This window comes from Haloplanus sp. CK5-1 (assembly GCF_037201915.1).
GTDB lineage: Archaea > Halobacteriota > Halobacteria > Halobacteriales > Haloferacaceae > Haloplanus > Haloplanus salilacus.
The window spans coordinates 1344431-1363777 of the sequence record NZ_CP147505.1; the positions used below are offsets into that span (position 1 = coordinate 1344431).

Consider the following 19347-nt stretch of genomic DNA (forward strand, 5'->3'; position numbering starts at 1 on the left):
GCCTTCTAAGGGTTCCGGATGGCACGCCGAGAACGGTCGCGCGTCGCTCGGCCACGAACCCGCCGATACGGATTCTGCAAGGCTTAACTTCGGTCACCCACCACAGCATAGTATGACCGCAGGGAATGCCGGGGATTCCGGCACCGACCGGGCGGACGATTCCCGCCCCACCGTCTACGACCTCGCACCCGACTGCACGACCGACGACGTCGCGGTCGGCGACAACTACCACGCCGTCGTCAACGGCGTCGTCGCCTACGGCGTCTTCGTCGACGTCTCCGACGAGGTGTCGGGGCTCGTCCACGAATCGAATCTGACCGGCGAGTACGACGTCGGCGACCGACTGCTCGTCAGACTCGACGAGATCCGCGAGAACGGCGACGTCGCCTTCACCGAGGCCGACGTCGACGACTACCGGACGGTCGCCGTCGACCACCGGCCCACGGTGACGCCCGTCGAGGACCTCGAGGTCGGCGAGACCGTCACGGTCGAGGGGACGGTCACTCAGATCAAGCAGACCGCGGGTCCGACCGTGTTCCGATGCTGTGACGCCACCGGGATCGTCGCCTGCACGGCGTTCGAGGAGGCCGGCGTGCGCGCACATCCGGAGGTCGAACTCGACGACGTGGTTCGGATCGCCGGGACGGTCGAGGAACACGAGGGAAGCCCCCAGATCGAGGTGGAGTCACTCTCGAAACTGACCGGCGACGACGCCGACGAGGTCCGTCAGCGAGTCGAGACGGGGCTGTCCGAGCGCGCCGCCCCGAACGACGTACCGGCGCTGGTCGAGTGGGACGCCTTCGACAAACTCCGGCCGGACCTCCAAGGCGTCGCCCGTCGCCTGCGACGGGCCGTCCTCGAGGGCCGCCCGATCCGGGTGCGTCACCACGCCGACGGCGACGGGATGTGTGCCTCTCTCCCCGTCCAGGTCGCGCTCGAACGCTTCATCCGGTCGGTCCACGACGACGACGACGCGCCCCGCCACCTCATCAAGCGACTGCCGAGCAAGGCCCCCTACTACGAGATGGAGGACGTGACCCGCGACCTCAACTTCGCGCTCGAAGGCCGGGAGCGACACGGACAACAACTCCCGCTGCTGCTCATGCTGGACAACGGGAGCACCGAGGAGGACGTCCCCGCATACGAGAACCTGGCCCACTACGACGTTCCCATCGTCGTCGTCGACCACCACCACCCCGATCCCGAGGCGGTGAACGACCTGCTCGACGCCCACGTCAACCCCTACCTCCACGGCGAGGACTACCGCATCACGACCGGGATGATGTGTGTCGAACTCGCACGGATGATCGACCCGGGGATGACCGACGAACTCCAGCACGTCCCCGCAGTCGCGGGACTGGCCGACCGGTCGAAGGCGGAGACGATGAGCGACTTCGTCGACCTGGCGAGCGAGGCGGGCTACGACCGTGGGGATCTGGTTCGGATCGGCGAGGCGCTCGACTACGCCGCCCACTGGCTCCGCTACAGCGAGGGCAAGACGCTCGTCAGCGACGTGCTCAACGTCGACTGTGACGACGAACACCGCCACGAGGAACTCGTCGACTTCCTCGCGGACCGAGCGGAGCGCGACATCGACCGCCAACTCGCCGCGCTGGACCCGCACGTCGAACACGAACGGCTGGACAACGACGCCCACCTCTACCGGGTCGACCTCGACGACTTCGCCCACCGCTTCACCTACCCCGCTCCGGGGAAGACGACCGGCAACCTCCACGACCGCAAGGTCGAGGAGACGGGGGACCCAGTCATCACCATCGGTTACGGCCCCGACTTCGCCGTCCTCCGGTCCGACGGCGTCCGCCTCGACATCCCCGAGATGGTCTCCGAACTCAACGAAGAGGTCGTGGGCGGCGGCGTCTCAGGCGGTGGCCACCTCGTCGTCGGCTCCATCAAGTTCGTGAAGGGGATGCGCGGCGAGGTGATCGACGCGCTGGTGGAGAAGATGGCCGACGCCGAACTCGACGAGGCGCTGTCGAGCGCGACGGTGCTCGACACCTAGTCGAACCGGACCGTCTTCCGCGCGACCACGACCGCGAGGACGAGCGCCGCGGCCGCGCCGGCGACGACGATCCACGTCGTCCGGTCGGTTCCCGTGTTGCCCCGCCAGTCGGCTTCGAACGCCTCGCGGAAGTGCGCCGCAAGGCGGTCGCTCCGGACGGCGACCGACACCTCACGGTTCTCCGAGACCGCGTTCTCGTTCCAGTTGAGACTCCCGACCACGACGACGTCGTCGGCGACGACGCCCTTCGCGTGAATCTTCTCGAACCGGCCGCCGGGCTCCGCGACCCGTGCGGACAGCGGCAGGTCGCGTCGCTCGGCGACGCCGTTCAGCCAGTCGACGAGGGCAGCGTTCTCCTCGGTGACGTACCACGATCCCGAGAGGAGGATCCGGACCTCGACCCCCCGCTCGGCGGCACGGATCGTCGCCCGGAGGAGTGGGCCGTCACGACGCCCGACGGAGGGCTGGATCACGTCGACGCGGTTCTCGGCGGCGTCGATGGTGTCGACCAGCCCCGACTCCGCGTTACCCGGGGCCGTGAGCACCCGAACCGACGAGGCCGTCGCCGTGGTCGGATCGATTCGCGAGGGGTAACGTCCCTCGGCGGGTGGGTCGTCCTCGGACACGCTCCCCCGTCGGTAGCGCCGCCAGGGAATCCCGTCCCGCCACCCGGCGTCGGCCCGGAAGAGACCGGCGAGGTCGGCCGCGACGACGGGGGAGTCGACGACGACGCCCCACCCGCGACTACTCCGGCCACCGACGCCGGCCGGTTTCCAGTTTTCCGTCATGACGAGCGCCCGGTCGTCGACGACGGCGTACTTGGGGTGGTAGTAGTCGAACCGGGCACCGGGACCGCCGAGGACGGTCACCTCGACGCCGGCGTCGGCGAGTCGGTCGAGCGCGGCCATCCCTCGCGCCGAGCGACCGCCGACCGGATCGGCGTCCACGAGGACGGCCACCTCGACACCGCGGCGGTTGGCGGCGACGAGGGCGTCGACCACCCGTTCGCTGGTGAGCGTGTAGCCGGCGAGCAGGACGCGACTCCGGGCATCGCGGAGCGTCTCCACGGGGAGATCAGGCGAGTCGGGGAGGAGAAAGCCGGTGACGTTCGCGCGACCGTACGTGTGGACACGCCGTGGATCGATCCCGACGGGTCGCCACCGGCGGCCGTCGTCGGTCCGGACGAGGCGCTCGCCTTCGGGTGCGTCGCGGTAGTCGAGGCGGGCGACGACGGCGCCGTCCCGCCGGAGGCGGAGCCGTTCGCCGCCGTTAGCAAGCGAGAGTTCGGGGGCTTCGACCGCGGGCGCGTCGGTCAACCGGCGCGTCCTGTTGGGGTCGGCGCTGAGCGCGAACTCGGAGGCGGGACGATCCGCGGGGAGGGGGACGACCGTCTCGCCGTCACCGAGCGTCCAGTTCGCCGTCGACCGCGGCGGGACGCGAACGACGACGAACTCGCCGGCGTCGCCGTCGGCGACGGGGTTGGGGACGGCGGTGACGACGGCCGGATCGACCCCGGTCTCGTTCCCACCCTCGGCACCGGTCGCGACCGGCGCGGGTACGACGGAGAGGACGACGAGTGCGATCGAGAGCGTGACGACGGACCAGTGGTGGCGTGACACGGCGGTCGTGGCCGCGCCATCGGGCATAAACGTCCGGAGGATTTTTGTCCGAGTCCGTCGCGGTGTGTCCATGGTCGCTGTCGCGAACGCGCTCCGGTTGCTGGGGTCCGCGCTCGGTGCGCTCGGCGGCGCACTGGTGTTCGTCGAGTTCTTCCAGATGCCGAGTTACGTCGAGTACAACGAGGAGTTTCAGGATTACCGCATCGACACGGCCCAGTCGGACGTCCGAGAACACACGTGGGCGGGACGGGTCGGTGGATTCTGTCTCGCACTCGGATTTTCGTTGCTGTTCGTGGCGACGCTCCTGGGGTAGCGCCCACGAATCGTCAGTCGCGTCGTCGTCTTCGCGGTTCGGGGGCGACTTCGGACCGGGTGGGACGACACGACGGTGGCGATAGTCGACGCGTCCCGGTGACGGGGTGTCGCTTAGGCCGACAGGCGCGCCATCTCGTCGTCGGTGAGGTCGAGGGTGGCGGCCGCGACGTTCTCCTCGAGGTGATCGACACTCGACGTGCCGGGGATGGGGAGTACGACGGGTGACCGCTCCAGGAGCCACGCGAGCGCCACCTGTCGACGCGTGGCGCCGTGGGCGGCGGCCACCTCGTCGAGGACGTCCGCTTTCGCCCCGAGGTCGCCACCGCCGAGCGGGAAGTAGGGGACGAAGCCGATGCCGTCCTCCTCGCAGGCGTCGAGCACGTCGTCGTGGGTGCGGTCGGCGACGCTGTACTCGTTTTGCACCGTCGCCACGGGAACGACGTCCCGGGCGCGGTCCAACTGGTCGACGGAGACGTTGCTGACGCCGACGTGGTCGATCAGGCCACGGTCGCGGAGCTCCGCGAGCGCGGCCATCGACTCCTCGATGGGGACGTCGCCGTCGGGGGCGTGGTACTGGTACAGGTCGAGGGTGTCGACCCCGAGACGGTCGCGGCTACACAACGCGGCGTTCCGGAGGTAGTCGGGGTCGCCGTGGCGGAGCCAGTCGCCGTCGGGGGAGCGAAGGAGCCCACCCTTCGTGGCGACGACTGCGTCTTCGGGCGTGCCGGCCTCGCGGAGCAGCCGCTCGCTGGTCCCCGGACCGTACGAGTCCGCGGTGTCGACGAAGTCGACGCCGAGTTCGACCGCACGGTCGAGAACGCGACGCGCCTCGTCGGGGTCGTCGGGAGCGCCGAGGACGCCCTCGCCGGTGATGCGCATCGCCCCGAAGCCGAGGCGGTGGACCGTCAACTCGCCGCCGATGTCGAAAGTGTCACAGGTTTCGTCGAGCGGTCGCATGGCTCCCGTTCGGCGCCCACCCGGTTATACCTCTCGTCGGCCGCGACCGGACCGTGGGCGACGGAACCGGACGACGACGTCGGTCCCGCGTGGCTCGGCGTCGTACACGTCGAGTTCGCCGCCGTAGTGGTCCATCAGCGTCTTCACCAGAGCGATGCCGCGTCCCTCGCCCGACTCGACGGACGACTCGAACAGGTTCGTCTTCACCTCGTCCCGGATGCCCGGGCCGTCGTCTACGACGTGGACCGAGACGGTCCGTGGCGTCGACTCGACCGAGACGGTGACGGTCGGCGCCGCCGAGTCGTTGTGTTCGACCGCGTTCTGGAGTAGGTTCGAGAACACCGCGGAGACGGCGTCGGTCGCCATCACGTACAGTTCGGACGGGACGTCCACCTCGAAGGTCGCCGCTTCGTGTGTCGACTGCACGTCTTCGACCTCCCTGAGTACGACCGTCGAGACGTCCATCGGCGCGGGTGAGTGCCGTCCGGAGAACACGTCGCACAGTTGCTTCACGTCCTCGATGAGCGACGCGATCGCGTCGCTCCGGCGCTCGATCGGTTCGAGGTACGTCTCGTCGGCGTCGGATCGCTGGGCGAGCAGATTCGTGTACCCTTGGATCACCTGTGTCGCGTTCAACACGTTGTGTCGGAGGTAGCTGTTCAGGAAGACCAGTGCGTCGCGGCGGCGGCCGGACTCGCGGGCCGTCCGGGTGGCCCGAGCGTAGTAGACGCCGGCGATACCGCCGGCGATACCGCCGCCGCCGGCCATGGCGGTGACGACGAGCGCGGCCCCCGCGACGGGGCGACCCTGCGCGAGTCTGAGGCCGACCGTCAGCGCCGACAGGGTGGCGAAGCCGGCCATCCCACCGAGACACCACCTGACGACGGTCCAGACGTCTTCGAGGGGGAGACTGCTCGCCGCGAGCCACCGGCTCAGTGCCACCAGCCCGGCGGCGAGGACCAGGAGGAGACCGAGCGACCCGACCGTCGCGGGACCGACGCCGACGCGCGAGACGTCGTCGAGGAAGGCGGCGACGGAGACGACGCCGAGGACGACACCGAGCGTCACGACCAGCGTGGGGGCGTGGTCGGCGAGTCGCCGTTCCCACCCCAATCGATCCATACCTTCGCATCGTCGACCACCTACAAAACGATTGCCCGTCCCGAACCGATCGGACGACGTGACTGGGATGAGACGGATCGTCGGGGGTTTACACGTCCGGAGGCCGAACCGAGCGGCATGACCGCGCCGACACGGCAGAACCGTCTCGACGAGGAGGCCAGCCCGTATCTCGAACAGCACGCCGACAACCCGGTCAACTGGCAACCGTGGGACGACGACGCGCTCTCGGCGGCGCGGGACTACGACGTACCGATCTTCCTCTCGGTCGGCTACGCCGCCTGTCACTGGTGTCACGTCATGGAGTCGGAGAGCTTCGAGGACGAGGAGGTGGCGGCGGTGCTCAACGAGGAGTTCGTGCCGATCAAGGTCGACCGGGAGGAGCGTCCCGACCTCGACAGCGTCTACCAGACCATCTGCCAACTCGTCTCGGGCGGTGGTGGCTGGCCCCTCTCGGTCTTCCTCACGCCGGAGGGGAAGCCCTTCTACGTCGGGACCTACTTCCCGCGGGAGCCGAATCGCGGACGACCGGGATTTCTGCAACTGCTGGAGGACGTGTCGAACTCGTGGGCGGAGGACCGCGAGGAGATAGAGAACCGCGCCGACCAGTGGACGGCCGCGATCACGGACGAACTCGAATCGACGCCCGACGATCCGGGCGACCCCCCGGAGTCCGACACCTTGGAGACGGCGACGGCGGCGGCGGTCCGGAGCGCCGACCGCACTCACGGCGGCTTCGGCTCCGGCGGGCCGAAGTTCCCCCAACCTCGACGCGTCGACCTGTTGCTCCGGGCGGCGGCCCTCGACGGCGACGAGGCGGCCGGCGAGGTGGCCGGCGAAGCGCTCGACGCCATGGCCGCGGGCGGCCTCTACGACCACGTGGGCGGCGGCTTCCACCGGTACGCCACGGACCGCGACTGGACGGTGCCCCACTTCGAGAAGATGCTCTACGACAACGCCGAACTCCCGCGGCTCTACTTCTCGGCCGCGGCGGCGACGGGGGCGGACCGGTACGCCCGGGTCGCCGCGGAAACCGTCGCCTTCCTCGAACGCGAACTCCGCCACCCCGACGGAGGGTTCTTCAGTACGCTCGACGCTCAGAGCCGCCCGCCAGCGTCCCGCTTGGACGAGGGCGAGGAGGCCGAGGACGCGGAGGGGGCGTTCTACGTCTGGACGCCCGAGGAGGTCGGCGAGGCCGTCGCGGACGCTGACGTCGACGGCGTCGACGCCGGGACGGTCGCCGACCTCTTTCGTGACCGCTACGGCGTCGAATCCGGCGGCAACTTCGAGGGCGGCACCTCGGTGCTCACCGTCTCGGCGAGCTACGGAGACCTCGCCGAGTCGTACGATCTGCCCGTCGAGACCGTCGAACGCGTTCTCGTGACCGCGCGGACCCGCGCGTTCGAGGCGCGGTCGGAGCGCCCTCGGCCAGCGCGCGACGAGAAGGTCCTCGCGGGGTGGAACGGCCTCGCCATCTCCGCTATCGCCACCGGCGCGCGAACCCTCGATCCGGCGCTCGTGGGGCTGGCGACCGACGCCCTCGGGTTCGTCCGCGAGAAGCTCTGGGACGCCGAGGCGGGGCACCTCTCCCGGCGGTACAAGAGTGTCTCCGAGCCACGGTCGGAGGCAGGCGAGACCGCGTCTCGACGTGGCGACGTCCAGGTCGACGGCTACCTCGACGACTACGCCTTCCTCGCGAGGGGCGCGTTCGACTGCTATCAGGTGACCGGCGAGGTCGACCACCTCGCGTTCGCGGTCGACCTCGCCCGCGAGATCCGCGCGGAGTTCTGGGACCCGGAGGCGGGAACGCTCTACTACACGCCGGCGAGCGGGGAGGGGCTGGTCACGCGACCCCAGGAACTGAACGACCGGTCGACGCCGTCGAGTATCGGGGTCGCGGCCGCCCTGTTCGACGACCTCGACCTCTTCGTCCCCGACGAGGGGTTCGGCGACGTGACCGAGCGCCTCCTGTCGACACACGCCGACCGCATCCGCGGGAGCCCGCTCGAACACGCGTCGCTCGTCCTCGCGGCCGACGCCCACGCTCGCGGACCGGTCGAACTGACGCTCGCGGCCGACGACCTCCCGGCGTCGTGGCGGGAGCGCCTGGCCGAAGCGTACCTCCCGACGGGCATCGTCGCGCCACGACCCGCCTCGGACGCCGACTTGGAGGCGTGGCTGGACGCCCTCGGCGTCGACGAGACCCCGCCGATCTGGGCGAACCGCGAGGCCGTCGACGGTGAACCGACGGTCTACGCCTGTCGGGACTTCACCTGCTCGCCGCCCCAGACCGACCTCGACGCGGCGCTGTCGTGGCTGTCGGAGTGACGCCGGCGCTTACGCCTCGGCCCGTTCGCTGATCCGCTCGGCGAGATACTCGGCGATGGTGACCGGTTCCTCCTCGACGAAACGCACGATCTCCTCGCCATCGCGCTCGACGACGACGGTCGGGATGTACTCGATCCCGTACTCGTCGACGCCCTCACCCCGCTTGTCGTCGTCGACGGGGAACTGCTCGATCCGGTCTGCGGGGACGCCCGCGGCGTTGAGGGCGGCCGCGAAACCGGGGAGTTGGGCCGTGCAGTCGCCACACCAGTCCGCCCCCCAGACGAGGAAGGTGAGGCCCTCGCGGCTAAGCGCCTCGCGCACGTCGTCGTCGCCGTCCCACTCGCCGTCGGGATTCATGGTTTCGAGCATGGGAGGAGGTACCACGTCCACGGTGTTAACCTCCGCGTTCCGCGCCGGTCGAGTCGCTACCTATTCGTATCCGGCGACCACCCGTGTGAACGACGCGATGGTCGAGGAACCCGACGACAACCCGTACGTTCGAACACCGGAGACGTCGTTCGACCCGATCGAGGACGTGCACGAGGACGCGGCCCGAGAGCAGGCCGAACGGCTGCGCGAGGCGATCGAGTACCACGACTACCGCTACTACGTCGCGAACGATCCCGTGATCGCCGACCGCATCTACGACGCCCTGTTCGATCGCCTGAGGAAACTGGAGGACGCGTTCGACCTCGACGACGAGAACTCACCGACCCGGCGCGTGGGCGGCGAACCGCTCGACGAACTGGAGACGGTCGACCACGTCGCGCCGATGTTGAGCCTCCAATCGTCGGGCGACCCGGAAGAGATCCGCGAGTTCGACCGGCGGATCCGCGAGGCGGTCGGCGACGTGGACTACTCCGCGGAACCGAAGTTCGACGGCCTCTCGGTCGAAGTGGTCTACGAGGACGGCGTCTTCGACCGGGCGGTGACACGCGGCGACGGCGAGGCGGGTGAGGACGTCTCCGCGAACCTCAAGACGGTCGGAAGCGTCCCCCTTCGGCTGTCCGGTGCGCCCGACGTTCTCGCGGTACGGGGCGAGGTGTACATGCCCCGCTCGGGGTTTCAGGAACTGAACGAGCGCCGGGTCGAACGCGGCGACGACCCCTTCGCCAACCCGCGCAACGCCGCCGCGGGGACGATACGGCTCCTCGATCCGGCGGCGGTCGCCGACCGTCCGCTGGAGGTCTTCTTCTACGACGTGATCGAGACGTCGGCGACGCTCCGCTCCCAGACCGAAGCGGTCGACCTGCTCCGCGAGTTGGGGTTCCGTGTCGACGACGAGACGACGGTCGTCGACGACGCCGAGGGCGTCCTCGACTACCGCGACCGACTGATGGACGAGCGGGCCGACCTCGAGTACGAGATCGACGGCGTCGTCGCGAAGGTGGTCGACTTCGAGACGCGGGAGCGGTTGGGGTCGACGGCGCGCCATCCCCGGTGGGCCTTCGCCTACAAGTTCCCCGCTCGAACCGGCGAGACGACCGTCGAGCGCATCGTCGTACAGGTCGGGCGGACGGGCAAACTGACGCCGGTCGCCCTGCTCGACCCCGTCGACGTGCGGGGGGTGACGATCAGTCGAGCGACGCTCCACAACGCCGCGCAGGTCCGCGAACTGGGCGTCAGCGAGGGTACGACCGTCCGGATCGAACGGGCGGGCGACGTGATTCCGGAGGTCGCCGAGGTGGTCGACAGCGAGGAGCCACGCTCCTCGGGAGCCGACGACGGCGGCTTCGCGATGCCCGAGACCTGCCCGGTCTGTGGGGGGCGCGTGGCCGAGGAGGGCGAGTACCACTTCTGTGCGAACGCGTCGTGTCCGGCCCAGCTCAAGCGGTCGGTCCAGCACTTCTGCTCGCGGGACGCGATGGACATCCAGGGCGTGGGCGAGCGGGCGGCGGAACAGTTGGTCGAGGCGGGACTGGTCGAGTCGGTCGCCGACCTCTACGACCTCGACGCGGACGACCTGATCGGGATGGAGGGGTGGGGCGAGCGCTCCGCCGAGAACCTGCTCTCGGAACTGGAGGGGAGCAGGGGTGTCGACCTCGGGACCTTCCTCTACGCGCTCGGCATCCGACACGTCGGGACCGAGCGGGCGCGGGCGCTCGCGTCGGCGTTCCCCCTCGAGGTGTTGATGGACGCGAGCGCCGGGGCGTTGCGGGACGTCGAGGACGTCGGACCGGAGGTGGCCGAGGCCGTGACCGCCTTCTTCGAGACGCCGGCGAACGTCGAGACGGTCGAGCGACTCCGGGAGGCGGTACGGCCCGAACGCCGGGCCGACGCGGACGGCGACGAACTCGACGGGCTGACGGTGGTGTTCACGGGGAGCGTCCCCGGCTACACCCGGTCGGAGCTCTCGGACTTGCTCGAACGCCACGGCGCGAGCGTCACGTCGTCGGTCAGCGGGGCGACGGACTACCTCGTCGTCGGCGAGGACCCGGGGACGCGGAAGCGTGAGGCGGCGGAGCGCGAGGCTGTCGAGACGCTCGACCCCGAGGCCTTCGAGGAGCGACTCCTCTCGCGGATCGAGTGAGGGCGGGCCGGGTCCACCACCGATTTAGGCGACGACCGCCAACCGACCCCCAATGCACGACAGCATCCTCGACGCCATCGGCTCGCCGCTGGTCCGCATCGACTCCCCACCGGGGACGACGGTGGCAGCGAAAGTCGAGTCGAAGAACCCGGGCGGGTCGGCGAAGGACCGCCCGGCGAAGGCGATGGTCGAGGCCGCGGAGCGAGCGGGCGAACTCGAACCAGGCGACGCCATCGTCGAACCGACGAGCGGGAACACGGGCATCGGCCTCGCCGTCGTCGGGGCCGCCAAAGGGTACGACGTGACGGTCGTGATGCCGTCCTCGAAATCGCCGGAGCGCCGGGCGATCATGAAGGCCTACGGAGCCGACGTGGAACTCGTCGACGGCGAGATGGACGCCGCGCGGGAGCGCGCCGACGAACTGGAGGCCGAGGGGATGGTCCAGATGTCCCAGTTCGAGAACCCCGCCAACCCCGAATCCCACTACCGGACGACGGGCGAGGAGATACTCGAACAGACCGATCGACCGGTCGACGCGCTCGTCTGTGGCGTCGGCACCGGGGGTACCATCTCGGGAACCGGTCGCCGTCTGCAGGAGACGTATCCCGACCTGACCGTGGTGGGCGTCCAGCCCGATACGAACCGGTTTCTGTCCGGGGAACCGGGACGGGACGAGTTCCAGGGAATGGGTCCGGGGTTCGTCGCCGAGAACGTCGACGTGGACCTCCTTGACGACGTGGAGGACGTCTCGCTGCCGGACGCGGAGGCGGAGTGTCGCCGCCTCGCCCGCGAGGAGGGAATCCTCGTCGGTCAGTCGAGCGGGGCGTCGAGCCTCGGTGCAAAGCGGGTCGCCGAGCGACTGGCCGACGAGAGGGGGACGGACGAACCGCTGGTGGTGACGGTGTTCTGGGACAGCGGCGAGCGCTACATGTCGACGGGCCTGTTCGACTAACCGCCGAACTCGGACTCGGTCACCCGGACGACGACGGTGTCGTCGACGGCCCGGAGGTCGTACTCGGGGACGGTGTCGTCGACGCGCGTGACGTACATCGGTTCGACGAGTTCGTCGTCTGCGAGACCGTACACCCGGAGGTGACGGGCCGTCTCCTCGGGGTCACGCTCGCCCTCGCGGACCGCCGCGGCCAACTCTCGCGAGAGCCACTCCTCGGTCGAGATGCTCGGCTCGCGAACCAGCGCGGCGTCCGCGAACCGGACGAGATACCAGTTCAGATCGTTCAGAAGCGAGACGGCAGCACCGAGGCTGACCGTGTCGACGGCGATGGTGTTTTCGTAGGGTTCGTGGAGGTCGTACGTGGCGAGGGCCGCCCGCGACGTCTCACGGGAGAGGAGTTCGTACCGGAGGTCGACGTCGGACGCACCGACGATACACACCTGCGTCACGGTCGCGAAGTCGGGACACTCCCGTAAATCGATTGCGCCGGTCAGCGGGCGTCGGCGGCGGTCGGGTCGTCCACGACCTGGAGGTCGGCGACGGCGGCGGCGGCCCGGTCCAACAGGTCGTCGGGTTCGGCGGCCTCGACGGCGTCGAGTGTCGCCCCCGTCTCCGGAAACGGCGGATCGAGGCGCTCACACCCCACGGGGATCGAGGAGTCCTCGTAGGTGCCGATCTCGCGCGCGCGATCCACGATGTCCGCCTTGTCCCACGCGAACAGCGGTCGGTGGACCGGGCAGTCGACCGCCGCGTCCGTGACGGCGAGATTGGCGGCGGTCTGGCTCGACTTCTGTCCCATCGCCTCGCCGGTGACGACGCCGACGGCTCCCTCGCGGTCGGCGACGGCCTCGGCCATCCCGAGGATGGCGCGCCGCCACGAGAGCATCCGGGTGTCGTCGACGTCCTCGACGAGACGCTGGGCCACGTCGCCGCCGGGGACGATCCGGAGGCGGGTGTCGAAGTTGGGCGCGTAGCCGGCGAGTCGGCGGACCGTCGCGACCGCCCGGGCCTCGTGGTCCGGGCCGCCGTAGCGACCGACCGAGACGTACAGGGGGACGATCGGTGCGCCGCGGCGCATGGTCTCGTAGGCCGCGACGGGGGAGTCGTGCCCGCCGCTGACGAGGGCGACGAGCGGTTCTTGGGTCCCGAGGGGGAGGCCGCCGGGGCCGTCGTAACTCGTCGTCGAGACGTGGGCGTCGTCGCCCCGCACCTCGACGTGGTAGGTCCGGTCGGGGTCGTCGAGGTCGACCGACGCGTCGGTGACGGACCCGACCGCTCGGCCGCCGCCGCGCTCTATCTCGCGGCTCGTGAAGTCGTGGTCGGACGCGTCGCCGGCCCGCCGGGCGCGGACGGCGTAGGTGTCCACCGCGGACGCGTCGCGGGCGAGCGACCGCAACGCGTCCTCGATGGCGTCGCGGTCTGCCGGCATGTGGATCGAGGGGCGCGCCCGGACGACGCCCATGGCGTCGGCGGCGACCCGGGCGGCCCGGTCCGGGTCGGGCGTGTGGACGACGACCCGTGCCCACTCGGCGTCGACCGTCGCCTCGACGCCCCGAGCGTCCAGGAGGGCGGCGACGTTCGCACGGAGACGGCGCGTCATCTTGCCCCGAACCTCGCGGCTCTTGGAACTGATGTCGCCGAAACTCACGAGGACGGTGTCGGGGTCGGGGGTGGCGTCGTGCGCGTCGTCCACGGTCACGACGGTCATACGCCGCCGGGGTACTAGGGTAGTTCGGTCCGTGGCTCGGAGCCGAGGGCTCAGAACGTCCGGAGGTCGCCGTCGATGACCTGCCGGGTGATCGAGGTCACGTCGGCGAGTTCCCGGTCGACGATGTCCTCGATGTCGGCCTCGATGTCGGCGAGGGCGACGCCGTCCTCGGTGACGACGAAGGCGTCGGCGACGTGGGGGCGGTCGATGGGGCGGCCGATCTGACTGAGGAGACGCACCCGGAAGTCGCGGATGCCACTCAGTTCGTCGACGACGGCCTCCGCGACCTGCGTGCTGAGGAGGTTGTAGATCTTGCCGATGTGGTTGACGGGGTTCTTCCCGCTCGTGGCCTCCATGCTCATCGGCCGGTTCGGGGTGATGAGGCCGTTCGCGCGGTTGCCACGACCGACGGAGCCGTCGTCACCCTGTTCGGCGCTCGTTCCCGTCGTCGTCAGGTAGAGGCCGTCTTTCCCCTTGGCGGGGTCGTCGGCGGTGTTCACCTCGACGGCGACGGTGCGGTCCGTGCGGTCCCGCGCGAGGTCGGTCACCGCCTCGCGGACGTTCGCCACCGCGTCGAGATACGCCTCGGCGTCGTCGAGATGCCGGTCGATCATCGCCGCCGCCACCGTGAGGTCGATGTGGTCGCCCTCGCGCTTGCCCATGATCTTCACGTCGGGGCCGAGTTCGGGGTGGTCGGCGGCGTAGGAGCCGTTGAGATGTTCCTCGGCGTCGAGGACGATGCGCTCCGTTTCGGTCAGCGGCGCGTGCCCGACGCCGAAACTCGTGTCGTTGGCCATCGGGACGGTCGCGCCCTCCTCGCCGAAGACGGTCTGGAGGTCGCCGCTCCCCTCCCCGAGTCTGGTGTCGACCACCACGTCGGTGCCGAAGTCCAGTTCGGGGACGACCTCCGCGAGGTAGTCCCGTGCCGCCGAGAGTGCCACCGAGTCGACGGGGAGGGTGTGTTCGGTGCCGTCGTCGGCCTCGTACGTCCGTGTCGCGCGCCCGACGACGAGGACGTAGATCGGTTCGACGACCTCGCCGCCGCCGAAGGCGGGGGCGGCGTTGCCGGCGGCCAACTGCGTCTCGTCGGTGTTGTAGTGTAGCACCTTGCCGACGCGGTCGAGATAGAGGTTCGAGAGTGCACGGGAGACGTGTTCCGCGATCCCGTCACAGAGTGAGTCCGGGTGACCGATACCCTTCCGTTCGACGATCTCCACTTCCTGGTCCTCGACTGCTCGCCGGTCGACGGACTCGATTCGAATGTTCCGGTCGCTCATCGCCGGACGTTCGCCCCGCCGGATGCTATAACTTGCGGAAACCTTTCGACGCTCTAGTATTACTGGGAAGAATCTAGAAGGAGGCCGAGATACGAGGTTCGGATCTGTTCGTCCGGATCGAGACCGAGGTCACGCAGGCGATCGGCGGCCCCTTCGCGGGTCGATTCGAGGTCGGATTCGAGAGCTTCGTGTTCGACTTCGACGAACTCGCCGAGGTCCGCGATACTGTCGAGCGTGACGGTGTAGTCGTCGAGGACGTAGCGTTCGCGCTCCTTCTCGACGACGGCGGCGGGCGAGAAGCCGAGTGCGTCGAGGATCGAATCCAAGTCGTCGGCGTCGTCGACGCCGGTCTCGATCTCGCGCCGGGACTTCGATTCCGCCTCGACGAGCGGTCCCTTGTAGGTGACGCGGGTCGTCGACCCGTCCTCACCCTCCTCGCGGCGGATCCGGAGGGCCTCGTCGGTCTCGGCGAAGTCACGATGGGGGGCGTCGTAGTAGGTGTCGATCTGCCTGACCGTCCCGGCGTCCTCCGCGCCGAGCGACGACAGGCGCTGCCGGACCGCCTCGTGGCCCGCGCGGACCTTCAGTTCGACCTCGTACATGCCCGAGCGTGGCGGGGAGTCGGAAAAAGTCCACCGGACTCGTGGCTCGCGGCGTGAAACGTGATTCTTAAGGGTCGCACGAGAGTTGTAGGGTGTATGAGTGACGAACAGGCCGAATCGGCCGACGAGCCGGTCGACCCCGACGCGGCCGATGACCCCGACGCGGAGACAGCTAGCGAGACCGACGAGGCCACTGGCCTGCAGGACGGCGACTTCGTCGAACTCGAGTACACCGTCCGAACCGTGAGCGACGACCAGGTCGTCGACACGACCAGCGAGGAGATCGCCGAGGAAGCCGGCATCGACGAGGAGGGCCACGAGTTCGAGCCCCGGATCATCGTCATCGGCGCGGGCCACGTCTTCCAGGCGGTCGACGACGACCTGATCGGGAAGGAGGTCGGCGACACGAACACCGTCAGCGTCGACTCGGTCGAGGCGTTCGGTGAGTTCGACCCCGACGACGTGCGGACCGTCAGCGCCGAGAAGATCGACGAAGACGATCGCTACCCCGGCGCCCACGTCACCGTCGACGGCCAGCAGGGCCACATCGAGACGATCATCGGCGGGCGCGCCCGTGTCGACTTCAACCACCCGCTGGCCGGCGAGGACCTCGAGTACGAGTACGAGATCGTCGACGTCGTCGACGACCCCGCGGAGCGTGCCCGCGGACTGCTCGGCATGCACCTCGATCACGCCCCCGAGGTGTGGATCCAGACCGACGAGGTCGAGGAGGAGACCCAAGTCGAATCCGACGAGGACGACCCCGAGTACGAGACCGAGGCCCAGACCGTCGAGAAGGAGACGCTGTACATCGAGGCCACGGCCCAGATGACGATGAACCAGCAGTGGCTCTTCCAGAAACAGCAGATCGCCCAGCAGATCATGGACCGACTCGACCTCGATCGGGTCATCGTCCAAGAGACCATCGAGGGCGGCATGATGGGCGGCATGGGCGGTATGATGGGCGGTATGGGCGGCGCCGGCGGCGCGGACGTCGAGGAGGCGCTCGAGGACGTCGACGTCGACGCCGACGAGATCGTCGAGGAACTCGAAGAGGACGTCGACCTCGAGGAGTAACCACCGCGTTCTTGTACCGGCCGGGCGTCTCACGACTATGGATCTGCCACCCGAAGTCGCGGCGGATCTCCGGGTCGCGGCCGTCGCCGCGGGCTGTACCGTCGCGCTGTCGCTCACCCTCCGGTACGGGCTGGGGGTCACGGCGAACCCACTGCTTCGGCTCTCGCCGATAGCGATGTACTTCGGCTACCTCTTTCTCGGCAAGGGCTCGACCGGCAGCGCGTTCGAGAACTCCCGGCTCTGGATGATCGCTACCGCCGTCGTCACCGTCGCGACCGGCCTCTACATTGCCTAGGCGATGTCGCGGCTGGTGTCGATGGTGACGCCGTCGGTGAGTTTGAGTTTGATCGTCTCTTCGAGTGCGCTTCCCCCCCGGAACTTCGGGACTGCGAGTCGGTTGACGATCTGTGACCCCGAGGTGCTGGTGTGGAGGTCGAACACCACGTCGGCCATGTGTTCGGTGAGCGACCGGTTCGGGGTGTCGTCGCCGTGCATCGCGTGCAGGACGGCGATCGATCCCGTGTTGACCATGTGGTTCTGGAGTTCGTTGAGGAAGGTTCGGTACCGGGTCGGTTCGGCGTCTTCCAGTGGGTCGACCACGTCGACGATGAGGTTCGCGCTCTCGGGAAGGTCCTTCACCAACCGTGTGGCGTTGTCGATCGGCGGGTAGGTGCCGGCGTCGCGGACCGATAGGCGGTCGATCCCGCCACGGTACCGGTCGACTGCGTCCCGAACGGCCTGTTCGGAGCGGACGGTCGTCACGTACAGCGTCCCGCGCGCGGCCGCGATTTCGTACAGCAGCGACTCCGACTGACTGGCCGGGTCGGCGCTCAAAAGCAGGATGCTCCCGGGCGGGATTCCGCCGTCGAGTTGTCTATCGAGGACGGAGATGCCGGTCGGGAGCCGAGACGCCATGTGTGCCAATACGTCGCGGGATCATAATAGGTTTTCTCCCAGCGTGCGACCGAGGCGTCCGTAAGCGGCACGGACCGTCTCGTCGTCGAGGATCGGTGGGTCCGCCGCGGGCACCGACGCCAGGACGGGACAGTCGAAGAGGTCCACGACGGCGTCCGGGGCCGCCCGCGTCCGGGTCAACACGACACCCCACACCGGCGTGTCGAGGGTGCGAGCGATAGCGGCCGTCTTGGCTGTGTCGCGGAGAGCGGGCGCACAGAGCGTCGTGACGAGGACTGCGGCGTCGGCCACACGGAGCGGCGCGGCGGCGTCGGGGCCGGAACCGCCGGGGCAGTCGACGACCGAAAGGCGGTCGGTCGCGGCGAGTCGCTCCAGCGACCGATCGACAGTGTCGGCCTCGCCGATGGGCGGCGCTGGCAACAGGGAGACGTCCGTCGCCCCGGGGTGTGACTGGGCCACGGCGTCGACGCCACCCGCGTCGAGGTCGGCGAGCGTCGGTTCGCGGTCGACGCCCGCGAGAGCGTGTAGGTCGGGCATGTCCGGGTCGGCGTCGGCCGCGACGACGGGCGGGTCGAGGGCCGTCGACAGCCCCAGCGCCGTCGTCGTCTTGCCGACCCCACCCTTACCTCCGGCGATGGCGAGCATGGGGCGGAGTGGCCGCGCTATCGAATATGAATCCGGGGATCGAACGGTCGGACGCAGGTGGTGTGTGGTGCGGCCCGGGGTCAGTCGACGTCACGCACCTCGAACCGCGCACCGCCGTCGGTTCCCTCGACGACACGGATCCGCCAGCCGTGGGCCTCGGCGATCTGTTCGACGATGCTCAGTCCGAACCCCGTCCCCTCGGGGTCGGTCGAGTAGCCCGCGTCGAACACGTCGTCGCGCTCCTCCGCGGGTATGCCGACGCCGTCGTCCTCGACGTAGAAACCGCCGTCGAGGTCGCCGACGGTGACGGTCGCGCCCCGGCCGGCGTGTTCGACGCCATCGCCGGACTCCGTCCGGCTTTCAGTGGAGCTATGCTCCACACTATTCCGAAACAGGTTCTCGAACAGGTGCCGGATCCGATCTGGATCCGCCTCGACCGTCGTCGACGCCTCGATCCGGAGGGTGGCGTCGGCCGTCGTGACCACCTCCCAGCACTCCTCGACCACGGTCGCGAGGTCGACCGACTCGGTGTCGCCGATGATCCGACCGCTCCGCGCCAGCGCCAGCGTCCGTTCGACGATCGCCTCCATCCGGTCGTGGGCCGTGGCGACCGCGTCGAGGTGATCGCTATCACACTCCTGGCAGGCGAGCGCCAGTCGTCCCGACGCGACGTTCAGGGGATTCCGGAGGTCGTGGGAGACGAGACCGGCGAACCGTTCGAGTTGCTCGTTGCGCCGCGCCAGTTCCTCGCGCCTGACGCGGTTGCGCTCGGCTGCGACGGCCCGATCTATCGCCCGGGCCTCGAATAGGCCCATCCCCAGTCCGCCCGCACCGCCGACTGCGGCCGCGAACAGCGCCCAAGAGAGGTCGTCGTACGTCGAGTCGGCCGGCCACACGAGGATCATCGCGACGTTCAACAGGAGGAACCCGACGAGACCGACGCCGAACCACCGGCCGATCCGTGGATATCGCTCGGTCGGAAGGTCGCTGCGCTCGAGCCAGTACCCGCCGTAGAGGATAGCACCGACGAACGGGAGCGTTGTCAGCACACCCACGACGAACTCGACGGAGAGGATGGCCCCGATGGAGACACCGTGGAACCGAAAGAAGAGCACGAAGAACGTGAGGAGCAACCAGTATCCGGTCCACCGTGTCGCTACTGGTAGGGTGAGCACTCCGATCGGTCGGCGAGCGGGCACGCCCCGACCGCAGGGGCGGCGGTGCATAAATCGTGGCGCTGAATTATCACTACTGAAAATCTTGGGACGCCGTCGGATCGGCGA

Annotated in this window: 18 protein-coding genes; 7 read left to right on the forward strand and 11 right to left on the reverse strand. The window is 69.3% G+C overall.

Annotated elements, in window-relative coordinates:
- Positions 1-112 precede the first annotated feature (112 nt).
- Positions 113-2020 (forward strand): DHH family phosphoesterase, encoded by a 1908-nt coding sequence (locus NBT81_RS07160; protein ID WP_338742118.1) that lies wholly within the window; start codon positions 113-115, stop codon positions 2018-2020.
- Here the strand turns inward: NBT81_RS07160 and NBT81_RS07165 are convergent.
- The gene (locus NBT81_RS07165; RefSeq protein WP_338742119.1) at positions 2017-3639 is read right to left on the reverse strand and encodes a phospholipase D-like domain-containing protein; all 1623 of its coding nucleotides are present in this window, start codon (positions 3637-3639) and stop codon (positions 2017-2019) included. The genes NBT81_RS07160 and NBT81_RS07165 overlap by 4 nt on opposite strands.
- A gap of 70 nt (positions 3640-3709) precedes the next feature.
- Between NBT81_RS07165 and NBT81_RS07170 the strand changes: the two genes are divergently transcribed.
- Entirely contained in the window at positions 3710-3952 is a 243-nt protein-coding gene (locus tag NBT81_RS07170; RefSeq protein WP_338742121.1) for a hypothetical protein, read from the forward strand.
- A gap of 113 nt (positions 3953-4065) precedes the next feature.
- Here the strand turns inward: NBT81_RS07170 and NBT81_RS07175 are convergent, their stop codons facing one another.
- A complete protein-coding gene (locus NBT81_RS07175; protein WP_338742122.1) occupies positions 4066-4911 on the reverse strand; it encodes an aldo/keto reductase in 846 nt (281 codons plus the stop codon).
- A 24-nt stretch (positions 4912-4935) separates the two neighbouring features.
- Complete coding sequence (locus tag NBT81_RS07180) at positions 4936-6033, reverse strand: ATP-binding protein (RefSeq protein ID WP_338742123.1); 1098 nt, start codon at positions 6031-6033, stop codon at positions 4936-4938.
- 117 nt (positions 6034-6150) lie between these two features.
- Here NBT81_RS07180 and NBT81_RS07185 point away from each other — a divergent pair, with 117 nt between their 5' ends.
- Complete coding sequence (locus NBT81_RS07185) at positions 6151-8358, forward strand: thioredoxin domain-containing protein (protein WP_338742124.1); 2208 nt, start codon at positions 6151-6153, stop codon at positions 8356-8358.
- A gap of 9 nt (positions 8359-8367) precedes the next feature.
- Here the strand turns inward: NBT81_RS07185 and NBT81_RS07190 are convergent, their stop codons facing one another.
- On the reverse strand, positions 8368-8742 hold the full coding sequence (locus tag NBT81_RS07190) for a thioredoxin family protein (protein ID WP_425498774.1): 375 nt from the start codon (positions 8740-8742) through the stop codon (positions 8368-8370).
- An 82-nt stretch (positions 8743-8824) separates the two neighbouring features.
- On the opposite strand from NBT81_RS07190, the gene ligA reads away from it, so the two are divergent.
- On the forward strand, positions 8825-10888 hold the full coding sequence (ligA, locus tag NBT81_RS07195) for an NAD-dependent DNA ligase LigA (protein WP_425498775.1): 2064 nt from the start codon (positions 8825-8827) through the stop codon (positions 10886-10888).
- A 52-nt stretch (positions 10889-10940) separates the two neighbouring features.
- Complete coding sequence (locus tag NBT81_RS07200) at positions 10941-11840, forward strand: PLP-dependent cysteine synthase family protein (protein WP_338742127.1); 900 nt, start codon at positions 10941-10943, stop codon at positions 11838-11840.
- On the opposite strand, the gene NBT81_RS07205 is transcribed toward NBT81_RS07200, so the two are convergent.
- The 4 genes from NBT81_RS07205 to cyaB are packed head-to-tail and all read right to left on the reverse strand — an operon-like array spanning position 11837 to position 15427.
- The gene (locus tag NBT81_RS07205) at positions 11837-12289 is read right to left on the reverse strand and encodes a DUF5804 family protein (protein ID WP_338742128.1); all 453 of its coding nucleotides are present in this window, start codon (positions 12287-12289) and stop codon (positions 11837-11839) included. The two genes, NBT81_RS07200 and NBT81_RS07205, sit on opposite strands and share 4 nt — an antisense overlap.
- A 41-nt stretch (positions 12290-12330) precedes the next feature.
- A complete protein-coding gene (locus NBT81_RS07210; RefSeq protein ID WP_338742129.1) occupies positions 12331-13548 on the reverse strand; it encodes a tRNA sulfurtransferase in 1218 nt (405 codons plus the stop codon).
- A 50-nt stretch (positions 13549-13598) separates the two neighbouring features.
- Positions 13599-14825 carry a methionine adenosyltransferase gene (locus NBT81_RS07215; protein ID WP_338742131.1) on the reverse strand — a complete coding sequence of 409 codons (1227 nt, stop codon included), beginning with the start codon at positions 14823-14825 and terminating at the stop codon, positions 13599-13601.
- Positions 14826-14884: 59 nt separating this feature from the next.
- Positions 14885-15427: a class IV adenylate cyclase gene (cyaB, locus tag NBT81_RS07220; RefSeq protein WP_338742132.1), complete on the reverse strand. Its 543-nt coding sequence runs from the start codon at positions 15425-15427 to the stop codon at positions 14885-14887.
- A 96-nt stretch (positions 15428-15523) separates the two neighbouring features.
- Here cyaB and NBT81_RS07225 point away from each other — a divergent pair, with 96 nt between their 5' ends.
- Both NBT81_RS07225 and NBT81_RS07230 read left to right on the forward strand, forming a co-directional pair.
- Positions 15524-16504 (forward strand): FKBP-type peptidyl-prolyl cis-trans isomerase, encoded by a 981-nt coding sequence (locus tag NBT81_RS07225; protein ID WP_338742133.1) that lies wholly within the window; start codon positions 15524-15526, stop codon positions 16502-16504.
- A gap of 37 nt (positions 16505-16541) precedes the next feature.
- Positions 16542-16799, forward strand: a complete 258-nt coding sequence (locus NBT81_RS07230) for a hypothetical protein (RefSeq protein ID WP_338742134.1) — start codon at positions 16542-16544, stop codon at positions 16797-16799.
- On the opposite strand, the gene NBT81_RS07235 is transcribed toward NBT81_RS07230, so the two are convergent.
- The 3 genes from NBT81_RS07235 to NBT81_RS07245 all read right to left on the reverse strand — a co-directional run bounded on the left by NBT81_RS07235 (position 16796) and on the right by NBT81_RS07245 (position 19263).
- Complete coding sequence (locus tag NBT81_RS07235; RefSeq protein WP_338742135.1) at positions 16796-17419, reverse strand: RAD55 family ATPase; 624 nt, start codon at positions 17417-17419, stop codon at positions 16796-16798. The genes NBT81_RS07230 and NBT81_RS07235 overlap by 4 nt on opposite strands.
- 21 nt (positions 17420-17440) lie before the next feature.
- Positions 17441-18064 (reverse strand): CDP-4-keto-6-deoxy-D-glucose-3-dehydrase, encoded by a 624-nt coding sequence (locus tag NBT81_RS07240; RefSeq protein ID WP_338742136.1) that lies wholly within the window; start codon positions 18062-18064, stop codon positions 17441-17443.
- A gap of 80 nt (positions 18065-18144) precedes the next feature.
- Positions 18145-19263 (reverse strand): HAMP domain-containing sensor histidine kinase, encoded by a 1119-nt coding sequence (locus tag NBT81_RS07245; RefSeq protein WP_338742137.1) that lies wholly within the window; start codon positions 19261-19263, stop codon positions 18145-18147.
- Positions 19264-19347 lie beyond the last annotated feature (84 nt).

Coding starts and splice junctions, on each gene's coding strand:
- NBT81_RS07200 (WP_338742127.1), top strand. CDS start 10,941: ATGCACGACAGCATCCTCGACGCCATCGGCTCGCCGCTGGTCCGCATC.
- NBT81_RS07210 (WP_338742129.1), bottom strand. CDS start 13,548: ATGACCGTCGTGACCGTGGACGACGCGCACGACGCCACCCCCGACCCC.
- NBT81_RS07175 (WP_338742122.1), bottom strand. CDS start 4,911: ATGCGACCGCTCGACGAAACCTGTGACACTTTCGACATCGGCGGCGAG.
- NBT81_RS07185 (WP_338742124.1), top strand. CDS start 6,151: ATGACCGCGCCGACACGGCAGAACCGTCTCGACGAGGAGGCCAGCCCG.
- NBT81_RS07230 (WP_338742134.1), top strand. CDS start 16,542: ATGGATCTGCCACCCGAAGTCGCGGCGGATCTCCGGGTCGCGGCCGTC.
- NBT81_RS07235 (WP_338742135.1), bottom strand. CDS start 17,419: ATGGCGTCTCGGCTCCCGACCGGCATCTCCGTCCTCGATAGACAACTC.
- ligA (WP_425498775.1), top strand. CDS start 8,825: ATGGTCGAGGAACCCGACGACAACCCGTACGTTCGAACACCGGAGACG.
- NBT81_RS07215 (WP_338742131.1), bottom strand. CDS start 14,825: ATGAGCGACCGGAACATTCGAATCGAGTCCGTCGACCGGCGAGCAGTC.
- cyaB (WP_338742132.1), bottom strand. CDS start 15,427: ATGTACGAGGTCGAACTGAAGGTCCGCGCGGGCCACGAGGCGGTCCGG.
- NBT81_RS07170 (WP_338742121.1), top strand. CDS start 3,710: ATGGTCGCTGTCGCGAACGCGCTCCGGTTGCTGGGGTCCGCGCTCGGT.
- NBT81_RS07240 (WP_338742136.1), bottom strand. CDS start 18,064: ATGCTCGCCATCGCCGGAGGTAAGGGTGGGGTCGGCAAGACGACGACG.
- NBT81_RS07160 (WP_338742118.1), top strand. CDS start 113: ATGACCGCAGGGAATGCCGGGGATTCCGGCACCGACCGGGCGGACGAT.
- NBT81_RS07180 (WP_338742123.1), bottom strand. CDS start 6,033: ATGGATCGATTGGGGTGGGAACGGCGACTCGCCGACCACGCCCCCACG.
- NBT81_RS07225 (WP_338742133.1), top strand. CDS start 15,524: ATGAGTGACGAACAGGCCGAATCGGCCGACGAGCCGGTCGACCCCGAC.